The sequence below is a fragment of the Nocardia amamiensis genome (genome assembly GCF_015477605.1).
In the GTDB taxonomy this organism is placed as follows: domain Bacteria; phylum Actinomycetota; class Actinomycetes; order Mycobacteriales; family Mycobacteriaceae; genus Nocardia; species Nocardia amamiensis_A.
On the sequence record NZ_JADLQX010000044.1, the window covers coordinates 33722 to 44643 of the forward strand.

The 10922-nt window shown below is 62.4% G+C and carries 5 protein-coding genes and 1 pseudogene; 5 read left to right on the forward strand and 1 reads right to left on the reverse strand.

Annotation, left to right across the window (positions count from 1 at the left end; translation table 11 throughout):
* Positions 1-296 precede the first annotated feature (296 nt).
* The 5 genes and pseudogenes from IU459_RS33755 to IU459_RS38920 form a co-directional block, all read left to right on the forward strand.
* Entirely contained in the window at positions 297-2948 is a 2652-nt protein-coding gene (locus tag IU459_RS33755) for an ATP-binding protein (protein WP_195133656.1), read from the forward strand.
* A 558-nt stretch (positions 2949-3506) separates the two neighbouring features.
* Complete coding sequence (locus tag IU459_RS33760) at positions 3507-5198, forward strand: FAD-dependent oxidoreductase (RefSeq protein ID WP_195133657.1); 1692 nt, start codon at positions 3507-3509, stop codon at positions 5196-5198.
* A 428-nt stretch (positions 5199-5626) separates the two neighbouring features.
* A complete protein-coding gene (locus IU459_RS33765) occupies positions 5627-6541 on the forward strand; it encodes a helix-turn-helix domain-containing protein (RefSeq protein ID WP_195133658.1) in 915 nt (304 codons plus the stop codon).
* Positions 6542-7307: 766 nt separating this feature from the next.
* Positions 7308-7865: an AbrB/MazE/SpoVT family DNA-binding domain-containing protein gene (locus tag IU459_RS33770; protein WP_195133659.1), complete on the forward strand. Its 558-nt coding sequence runs from the start codon at positions 7308-7310 to the stop codon at positions 7863-7865.
* A 383-nt stretch (positions 7866-8248) separates the two neighbouring features.
* Positions 8249-8728: pseudogene (locus IU459_RS38920) on the forward strand (tyrosine-type recombinase/integrase); the annotation flags it as partial.
* 50 nt (positions 8729-8778) lie between these two features.
* Here the strand turns inward: IU459_RS38920 and IU459_RS33780 are convergent.
* Entirely contained in the window at positions 8779-10626 is a 1848-nt protein-coding gene (locus tag IU459_RS33780) for a recombinase family protein (RefSeq protein ID WP_228838889.1), read from the reverse strand.
* Positions 10627-10922: the final 296 nt, after the last annotated feature.

A 10922-nucleotide genomic window follows, 5' to 3' on the forward strand; every position in this document is an offset into this window, starting at 1 on the left:
ACCTATTGCCGAGCACCGCCTTCATGGCTTCGCATAAACGGTCGTCGGCTGTAGTAATGGCACCGGCCGGCGGCGTGCACCGATTGCGGGGCACTATTGCCTCACGCTCAGAGTTGCGGCCGCATAGGCTACTACCTACAGAGTTACTTACCTATCTTGACCGTTCGCGAGCGCTGCGCCAGTTCCCTGCCTGGCGCCAGTCGACAGTTCGCGCAGCAGACCCGGGCGTCGATCGGCATGACAAGGCGTCCGTATCGAGACGAGCGGCACCGCTATGAGCTGTTTCTGCTCGGGTGGTGACAGCTGTTGACGACCGCCAGCTTTCGAATGCCAGCAGCGCTATAAAGACCGACCATCCTTTTTCGGGCTGTATAGTTCGGCGTATGCATGAACCAGGGGCGGGGCGTGTGGGAGGTTTACCGGCGCCGACTCAGAACTTCGTCGGCCGCAGTCGTGAGCTGGAGGAGCTCAATGACCTACTGCTGAGCACGCGGTTGATAACCCTGACCGGGCCGGGCGGTATCGGGAAAACTCGCTTGGCGGCGGAGGCGATCCGACGTGTCAAAGCCAACAACAGCGGCGTTCGCGTGCACTGGGTTCGGCTGGCGCGGCTGCCGGCCGGCTCGGATCATGCCGCAGTGGAACGGGAGACCACCCGAGTAGTAATCGAAGCCGACTTCTCCCAACGCTCCGGGTGGGAAGCTCTGCTCGACACTCTGACCAGAGTCGATGATGCAGGCCACCCGCCGCGCACCATCGTGGTATTCGACAACTGCGAACACGTGCTCGACCCTCTCCTGCAGTTCGTCACCGATCTCCTCGATGCGGTCCCGGACCTGACCGTCCTGACGACCAGCCGGACCCATCTTGGCTGGATCGATGAGCACGTGAAGAACGTTCCACCGCTTACCAAGGAACAAGCTCTGGCTCTGTTCCAGCAGCGCGTCGAACTCACCGGCCACGAGGTCACTGGCGAGGACGAAGTCCAGATCGCCGCGGAAATCTGCCGGCATGTCCATCACCACCCTCTCTATATTCAGTTGGCCGCCGCGCGGCGGCGATACCAGTCGCTGGCAGGTATTCGAGATGAACTCAGCGGCCGAGCAGACGACCAGCGGATGCACTGGTCGACCGGGCCCCGCTCGGGAGTCGATCCCCGGCACAGGAGGGTCACCCATGTCATCCGCTGGTCGTACGAATTGTGCTCCGACCAGGAACGACTCCTGTTCGACCGCCTGTCGGTCTTCGCCGCGGGGTACGACACCAATCCCGACGACAACGCCGCGAGCACCGCCGCCGCAGAGGTAGGGGCCGACCTCGCCGCGATCCAAGCCGTCTGCGGCGACGATGCAGACGACTGCGACGACAGCCAGGCGCGTACGGCTTTGCCCCGGGCTGAGATCCAGCACGTGCTCGAGCGGCTCGTCGATCAATCGCTGGTGACCGTCCACATCACCACATCAACCGTACGGTACAGCCTGCTGGAGAGTCTGCGGATGTTCGCGTGGCAACAGCTCTGCGGACGCACGAGCGACGGGGTCGATCAATCGGTCTGCCTTGCTCACCGGCATCTGCGCTACTACCGAGACCGAGTCACCGACGCCGCCGCCCGCTGGTTCAGTCCGGACGAACGAGACCTGGTGGACTGGGCCAGGGCATCCTGGGACAACATCCTCACCGCTATCGAGACCTCCCTGACGTCGCCCAGCACGGCGGAGGCGGGTCTGGAAATCTGTATGGGACTGATCGCCCTTCGCGTCCCCTTCGTGCGAGGGAGGATGCAAGATATCCGCCGCTGGACCGAGCGGTGTCTGGCCGCCACCGAGGCGGCAACCCCGCAACCTACCGCACTGCAGGTCGCTGCCAGGTCGACGACCGCGTGGATGGCCGTGCGCCAAGGACAATCCGACGACGCCAACCGCATGCTTGAGGACTGCGTCGCCGCATTCTTCCCCGATGCCGACCGCGCCGGCTGGCGAGACAAGCCGGAAACCGACTTCGGTTTTCCCCCGCAGCTGGAACTGGCTATCGGCACTGAGAAGTTCATGCACAACCGCGATCCCAGAGCGGTCACTGTGCTCGAGCGGGCCCGTGACAAGTTTCATGACCTCGGCAATCCCGGCGGAGAAATGATGGCCGGCATGTTCGCTGGCTTCGCGGCGGGCCTTCTGGGATCACCACAACAGGCGCACGAGATATCCGAGCGCTGCCTCGAACACGCCAGAGCATCGGACGCGGAGTGGGCGGCCTCCTGGGCTGAGCTGAGCCGGGCAGTCGTTCTGATCGAGCACGGCGATCCCAAAGAGGCGTTGGATCTCCTGCGTCACGCGATGAGCCATCAGCTGCTAGTTCGTGATCAGTGGGGCGCGGCATGGGCGGTTGAGTTGTGGATCTGGGCGTTGGCAGCCCTCATCACTACCCACAGCAGCGACCACCACCGGAATCGGGCTGCGGCAGTGAAAATCGCCTACCTTGTCGGAGGTGTGAGTGCCGTGCGAGCCCGCCTGGGCGTCGACATCGCGTCGATGGGCACGTTCGCTGACCAATCGCGCCGAGCTGCGGCCGTCGCCCGCAAAGAACTCGGCAGTGCGGCCTACACAGCTGCCGAAAAACGCGGTGCCCAACTCAGCTCCGCGGGCAACGAGGTGCACCGTCTCGCTCTCGGAGAGCTGATCATGGACTCTGCGCCACCCCCTGCACCCGAGACCCCCTGGCACACCCTATCGAAGCCCCAACTCGAGATCGCAATCTTGGTCGCGGCCGGGTACACGAATAGAGCAATAGCCGAGCTTCGAGGGGTATCCCGGCGAACGATCGACGCGCAAGTCGCGGCCATATTCTCGAAGCTGCGAATCTCGTCGCGCAGGGACGTAGTGGCGAAGATTCCTGCGCATCACATGCCTGAAGTCGAGGCCGCGGCACGAAAACGACCAGAGTTGCCCACCTAGAATCGTCAGCGCTGCAACGCATCACTGTAGGCGCTCGGAGAACCGCGATCGCCCGCTTCGGCTGCGATCAGAACTGCATCTGTCTGTCCAGCCATCACAGGTCGCTGCATCACCACCCACAGCAACCGCAGCCGCCTCCACCGACTCGGCAACACCGTGGGAGTCGGCATGTCCCTGTTCGACGCACGGTGGTCACCTCGTCATCACTCTTCACCTGCTCTGCTGTCATAGCCACACCCGAGGTCAGTCGTCACGAACCGGCAGTAGCGCACTTCGCCCGTGTGCGTCGTCATCGGAACCGCGGACGTGTTCGTCTCGCTGAAACCGCAGTTCTCGAAGTGCCCGACCATGCGATGTAGGTAAGTGGCTCGATAGGTACCTGCCGGTAATTTCGTATTCCATTCCCATTGGTTCCATGTGAGAGTCGTGCCCGGCGACCATGGTCTCACGAACGAGGTCTAATGCAATAGCGGCTCTCTTGTGACGGATAGGCGACGTCCGATACCGGTGAGCGGTCCATTGTCACTGGGCGCCACAGGTACCGCACGAAGGATTACCATGTCACAAGGCCTTGTTTCGCGTGATTCAATTCTCATCGTCGGCGCTGGCCCCGCGGGTTTGACCCTTGCCTACGAGCTGGTGCGCTGGGGGCTGTCGTGCCGTGTGATCGACCGAAAGCCTGGTCCTGCCACGACATCGAGGTCGTTTACGGTCCATATTCGCACACTGGAAGGGTACGACAGGGCGGGCATCGTCGCTCCCCTGGTCGATCTGGGCATTTGGTGCGGTGGCATGGTCTTCCACTTCCAGGGAGACCAGGAGGCGGAGCGGCTTGGCTTCGAGCAATTGAGTGACCGGTTTCCCGGCATCCTCCTCCTCGAGCAAGACCGTTTGGAATCCGTGCTGCGTGACCGACTTGCTTCGCGCGGTGTTGCCGTGGAATGGGACACCGAACTCCGCTCGCTTACCGGTAGCGACGCCGGTCACATCACCGCGACCCTTGTCCATTCAAATGCCGACGATGATGAAGTCGAGATCGTTCATCCTGACTGGCTAGTGGGATGCGACGGAGTACGAAGCACCGTCCGCACCCTCCTCGGGCTGGATTTCGAAGGCGACGAGTACAGCGGCAGCATGACGATGATGGACGTCCCGGTGTACGGCCTGCCGCACGAAGACACAGACATCCATTACGACGTCCATGTGGGAGAAATGCTGCTTATGGCGCAGCTTCCCACCGACGCGCAGCTTCCCACCAACTATCGGGTGCTGATCCACGACCCCACGCCCACTCGCAAGACGAAACCCGATCTCAAGGCCGCTCGCGCAGAATTTCAGGAGGCGGTAGACAGACACTTTGACGGCGCAGTCGTACTCGGTGAGCCGAAATGGAGTACCGTCTTCGAGATCTGGCGGCGGGTGAGCTCCGGCTACCGCGTCGGCAATGTCTTTCTGTGCGGCGACGCCGCCCACGTTCACTCCCCCGCCGGTGGCCAAGGCATGAACGCAGCCATCCAGGACGCGCTGAACCTCGGCTACAAGCTCGCAGGCGCAGCCACGGGGCAGGCTCCGGACGAGGTGCTGAATACCTACGAGTTGGAGCGGAGGCCGGTCGCCGAACAGGTGATCGACGGCACCCATAGGCTGCACAGCATCATGATGGCGCACGGCGAATCCATGGACGCCCGCCGCACGATCATCCGAGCGCGAGGCTTCAAGGAAGCAGCCGCCAAGCAGATTTCGGGACTGTCGTATACGTACCGCGAAGTCATCGCCCAGCCGCCCGGCCTCACACCGCTCGACGGCCTCAGAGCGGGAGACCGCGCCCCTGACGTGGCCATCACTCCGACGCTGTCGCTACACGACCAGTTGCGCTACCCCGGCTACACACTGCTGGTTCTTCAACGAGATCCGCAGTCCAGGCTAGCCGCGTGGGCCGCACACGCTGCGCAGACCTACGGTCGACGAATGCAAGTGATGGTCATCACTTCTTCAGAGGCCGGCGCGGCCGCGTCGACTGGTGCCGTGGTTGCCGAAAGCAACGATGTCCTCGACCTGTACGGCGATTCCACTACCGATTCGTTGTGCTTGGTGCGCCCCGACGGACACATCGGCCTACGGTGCGGCGGAAGCGACAAGTCCGCACTACTGGCGATGCTGGAGACAGTGCTCACGGTCTCCCACGACCCAGACGAGATCCGCATTCGCTCCCAGACACCGCTCGTCGGTCACGGCACCGAGGACATCTGACAGATCGGCCATGACGACTATCGCAACCCTCGACTGTCCAACAGCGGCCCCGCAGCGTCGCTGCGGGCATTCCGCAGCTGGCACATGCGACCACGGAGGCGTCACCAGAGCAGTGCGCAGCGGCTCGACCTCGTCACGAAACGACTACCGACCGTCGTCACATAGTCGCCCGAACCGAAGTCGGCGCGTTCTCTGTCCTCGATTGTGCGGACCAGAGCGGGGGTTGACGACGTCAAGAGGTCCCGGGTCGCGGAGCGGCCACAGACAGCAGCGAGTTGGTCGACGATCGGGTCGGAAGCGAGTTCCATTGGCTTGCAGCCTCTTACGGCAACTCCGGCACAGTCCGGGTACTGCTGATGACAATTCGGTCGCCTCTGGACCACCACAGGACATTTCGAGGGCAGCGCCACAGAAGGACGAGGGCAGCGATGAGGAAGTTGGTCGAGCGAATACAGCCACTCGGCACCGGTCCGAACCCGTCGACGCTCGGTGAATACATCAACTGGTGCCGATTGACCAGCGTCGTGCCCGAGAAGGTCCGACATCTCTCGCCCCGCGGCAACGAACAGGGACTCACCTTGACACAGCTGGGCGCACTGCTCGATTCGTCTCTCAACACAGTTCAAAAGTGGATCAGGGACGAACGGACACCCTCCGACACCTATGTTGAGCTGCTCATCGAGCAATTGCAGGTGCCGTGGTACATCGCGGAGGTCATGAGGGGCTTGGTGACCCCTGACCTGTATCCGGCCTCCACCGAAGAATGGCCCGAGGTCACCGACGACGACATCTCCTACCTCGAAAACTTCAAAGGTCCCGCGTGCTTCCAAGGGGCGCTGTACGATATCCCAGCCGGTGGCGCAAACGAGCTGTGGGGGCAGGTGTTTCCGATGCTGCGGCCAGCACCCAGAGGCTCTGGACGCGCAGTAAACATTATCGATGTGATGCTCAACGATCCCGACTCCGAAAGAATCAGAAACCGCTTCGAGCGCGTGCAGGTTCTACTCTTCGGCGTGCGTGTATGCCGCCCATTCGCCGACCCCGCGCGTTTCGCCGAAATCTACGCGGCCTGCGCGAAATCACCACATTTCGAACGACTCTGGAAAAACGACCCACCGCCGGAGATCGTCAACGATACAACCGTCGGTATCTACAATGCCACAACAGGCCAAGACGACATCTACGAAACGCGGCAAACCGACCCCCACTTCCCGCCAAGCCACCTCAAGACGTACTCACTGTACCCGCCCACGCCGCGTGTACAGGTCCACCTGCCCGACAATGCTGACTCGCGCTTGACGGCGCCCATCATTGAAATCGGAAAAAGGACCCACTCCGGGTGACCGTTCGCGGAATGCGGCGAAAGTGTCGATCCTGCACATATCTACGCTCGCTTAGTCGACCGCTTGCCAGTTGAGCCCCCTGAGGAGAACGACAGAGCTTCTGCGCTTCGACGCAACACACCGGGGCTTAAGATGCGCACGCGCCACCAGGATCGGTGAGCCTCGCATCGACCGGCATGGATTTGCGTCTACACACGAGAAGGCAGCCAATTGGTCCGCAATTACCGGCACCGCAGGATTGCGACTTCACAAGCACGAGGGACAAGCGCGGCTTCTATAAAATCCGCAAACTGAAGCGCTCTTCATGGAACGACAGTTTGATCCCGACGAACTCCTACCGAACCCAGGCGACCGAGGATTCGCATTGCCTGCGGCCTGCGATATCATCAGTTCGATATCACTGGCTGTGAAAGGGTACCCAGCGTGGGTGTCTTTCTTTGATCGGCTTCGCTGACCTAGCCGCACCGGGCTGATCTGACGTAGTGGATTGGTTAGATCGATGGGATTGTACACCCAGCCTGGGTGTATTTTGAAAAGATCACCCACGGTGTACATGCTAAAGCTATTGACTCCCTATGTACTACGCAGGAATGCTTGGTAAATCGGATCCAGGCGCCGGTCGGCAACACCTTCGTCCGCCGCTGGATTCGTCCTCAATGCCATACCGCGATGGTCCTGTACATGGCTCTGCACAGCAGATCCCGGAGACAACGAGTAGCAGCCGATGACCGAACACCTTGCGTCTGGTCCCGAAGGGGGCGCTGAGATGAAGTCGCACATCGCCGCGCCGAGGAGGTTCGTCCCGGCGGCCATTGACGGCGATGCCCCTGCCATCGAACGTTCGCAAGTATCGTCCCCTCTCGAAGACGACGAATTTTTCAGCGATTTCGCCCGGCTGTACAACGCCGGGTCTTCGCGCTCGGACGTGCCGAAGGCGTTAGCGCCCCACTTTGCTTTCCCTGAAGGCCCGGACGAGGCGCCGATCGCCGCCTTGCACTGTTCGGTGACCGCGATCAACCGGCGGGGACGTCTGTCAGCAAAGTCCCTGCTCAGCCTGCTGGGCTGGGGACCAGGACAACGCTTCTCATTCGACGTGGATCAGACGTTGGTCAAGGTTCGCCGGTCAGGTGCAGGCTGGCCGTTGGGAAACGACGGATTCCTTGTTCTTCCCGCAGACGTCCGCAATAGGAGCAATATCAATGCCGGTGATCGGATCCTGATGGCGGCATCCCTCCAACACGATCTCCTTGTCGTGTACCCACCCAAAGCACTGACCGCCGCCTTGTGGGCATGCTATCCAGACCTCTGGGAGAAGGCTTCGTGAAGGAGGCAGACGCCGCTGCGTTGCTGGAGAAGATTTCGCAGCTGGTCGGAAAGGACCAAGCGACCATTGCTGTCGAGGTGCCGACCTTTGGCGAATACCTTCCGCGCGTGACTAACGCTGTGTCGGCGTTGCAGCGAGAGTCGTATGGCACCTACTGGACCATCGTCCGACGCGAGTGGGAAGCGCGCCGACTGGACGAGCTGGAACCGGCTGACATCGTTGGGTTGATGAACCGGCACAAGGCAAATGCGGTTGTTCGCTCGAACTGGCGAGGAGGCGTCGGCGCGGCGCGGAATCTTCTGCATGCGATACGGTGTGTGTACCGGTTCGCCGTGATGGAGGACCTGATCAGGCCCTCGGCCAATCCGGCCGCGAAGGTGCCGATGCCCCGAAAGACGGCGAGCACCCGCCACGGACTCACCCCTGAGCAGGTCGCTGATCTTGGCCGCATCGCTACGCGAACCGGCAACGACGTTGAACTCGATGCGTTGATCTTGCGGCTGCACATCGAGACGGCGTGCCGACGCGACGCCGTACTGCGACTACGCATCGACGAATTGAGCGCAGACGACTGCACCGCCCTCCTGCACCACAAAGGCGGCGTCGATGCCTGGCATCCGATCAGCCCGACTCTGATGCGCAGGCTGACCGAACATTTCGAGCGCCGAGGAGGAAGCGACGCTGCAGCCGGGCATCGAGTGCTGCGGACCCGCAGCGGCAACCCGATCACCGATCGGCGCTACGACAACCTGCACGAGCGGTTCCATCGGCACTTATCCTGGGCGGAGGCAAAAGGTGTGACCGTGCACTGGCTACGTCACACGACTCTCACTTTCGTCGAGCGCGAGTTCGGCGAGGCAGTTGCGCGCCGGTATGCGGCCCACCACGACCCAGGCGCCACCGCGACGCCGATCTACACGAAGGCGTCGATAGTCGAATGCGCGGAGGCGTTGGTCGCAGTGACCGGGCAACCGCATCCACTTGCCCGAAGTGTCCGGCACCCGTTGGCTTCTCGGGGTGAAGCATCGAAAGGATTCGACAAAGGGGTATGGTGACGGCATGCACACGAAAAGTGTGCAGAAATGGGACAAACCGGGTGTCCGAGTCCCCCTCCGGACACAGACACTACGCACACGGGTGGTTGTGGAGCAGTTTCTGCCACGACCACCCGTTTTTCGTGGTCATAGGTGAGCTTCAGGCCGAGTTGCCGGTAGACCTCGAGTTTGTCGGTGGGGTCAGCTGCCTTCAGTATGTGAACCAGCCCGCCGAGTGAGGTCACAAGCTGGTGGATCTCCTCCTTGTTCAAGTGGTGATCGGACCGTTGCTCGGCTTCCAGCGCGGCGAGCTGTGCAGCGGTGGCCTGGCGTTCGCGCTGAACTTGTTGGGTCCAGCTCGCCACAAGGGCCGGGTCGGTGCCCGCTTCCAGTGCTGCTCGGTACCGGGAAAGTTTGCGGTCGTGTTCGGCAAGCGATCGTCGTGCACTCTCGATGGCGGGTGTGTTGTCGGTCTGGGCGTCTTCGAGCATGGTCAGCGAATGCTCGATCCGGTCGGGGTGGAAGATGTCGGCCAACCATGAATCGATCGGGGCGCTGAGCTGGTCTTCGCGCAGGTAGACGGTCGTCGGGTGGTCGATCTTGTTGGCGAGGGCGTACTCGGAGGGATACCGGCAGCGGTAGTGCGGCAGCCCGTGGTTCCAGTTGCCTTGCATGCGGCGTCCGCAGGCGTCGTGGAACAACAGTCCCTTGAAGGCGTACGGGTGCTGGCGGCGGGTAGTGGTCCTGCCCGTCGACTGCGGGCCTCGGGCGGCGAGCCGAAGTTGTGTCTGCTCGAAGACGTCCTTGCTGATGAGCGCGCCATGGGCAGGTTGGTCGGAGTAGACCCACTCCGTCTTCGCGTTCCACGCCAAGCGGGTGTGATGGCCCAAGGCGACGTCATCGACGTCGATAAGGGACTCCTGCTTGCGCTGTTTGTTCCACACCTCGTAGCCGGTGTAGCGCGGATTGCCCAGGATCGCGCGCACCGCGCTCTTGGACCACGCGGCGCCGGAGCGATGGCTGTTGCGCCTGCGGTCGTAGGCCGACGGGCACAAGATGTTGTCGGCGGTCAGGCGTTGCGCGATAGCGAAAATCCCTATGCCGGACAAGTACTCGCTGAAGATCCGTTGCACCACCGGCGCGGTGACAGGGTCGGGTTCAAGGGTATGTAGCCGTTTACCGTCGGCGGCTTTGCCCGGATTCGGATGAGGCCCGGCGTCTGCGAGACGATACCCGTAGGGTGGTCGGCCGCCGAGGTAGCGGCCCTCGACTTGCGCTTGCGCGGCCATGGCGGCGCGGACGCGGATCTTGATGCGGTTGCGTTCGCCTTTGGACATGCCGCCGAACACCGACATGATCAGATCGTGTGCTTCGGAGTCCGGGTCGATCGGGCCGCCGACCTCCGGCACCCACAGTTGCACGCCGTAGTGGACGAAGACCGGAAACGTCAGCCCGAACTGGTTGCCGTAGAACGCGCGCTGCGGTTCCCCGATCACGACCGCGTCGAACCCTCGCTCGGGCTCTTTGAGCAGCTCGAGCAACCGCCCGGCTGCGGGGCGGCGCTTCCACGGAATCGACCGCGACTGCCCGATGTCGAAGAACTCCGCGACGATCTGCCCGTGCTGACCGACCAGAGCGTTCGCTCGTCCGAGCTGCCAGTTGCGAGACGCTTCCGGATCTTGCTGGTCTTCGGTGGAGACCCGCCCGGCGAAAGCGAACCTGATCATTGCTGCGATTCCTCCTGCTGGTTGAGAAAGACATCGGTGTTCGGTGACGACCGCGCCGCACCGCCCCATCCTCGGGAGTTGTGGCGGAGGAAGTCGGCCGTGGATTCGATGCTGGAATCGGTCGGGGACTATCGACAGTCTCGCCACGAGTCTCGCGGACATGTCGGAGTGGCCTGTCCCCGGTGAATGAGACCACCTCGAACTAGAGTCCCGTTGGCCCCGGTGAGGGGCCGGAAGGGGACACTGAGAACCATGGCTGGACGGAAACGGCATTCCGCGGAAGAGATCGTGCGGAA

Coding starts and splice junctions, on each gene's coding strand:
- IU459_RS33765 (WP_195133658.1), top strand. CDS start 5,627: ATGAGGAAGTTGGTCGAGCGAATACAGCCACTCGGCACCGGTCCGAAC.
- IU459_RS33780 (WP_228838889.1), bottom strand. CDS start 10,626: ATGATCAGGTTCGCTTTCGCCGGGCGGGTCTCCACCGAAGACCAGCAA.
- IU459_RS33770 (WP_195133659.1), top strand. CDS start 7,308: ATGAAGTCGCACATCGCCGCGCCGAGGAGGTTCGTCCCGGCGGCCATT.
- IU459_RS33760 (WP_195133657.1), top strand. CDS start 3,507: ATGTCACAAGGCCTTGTTTCGCGTGATTCAATTCTCATCGTCGGCGCT.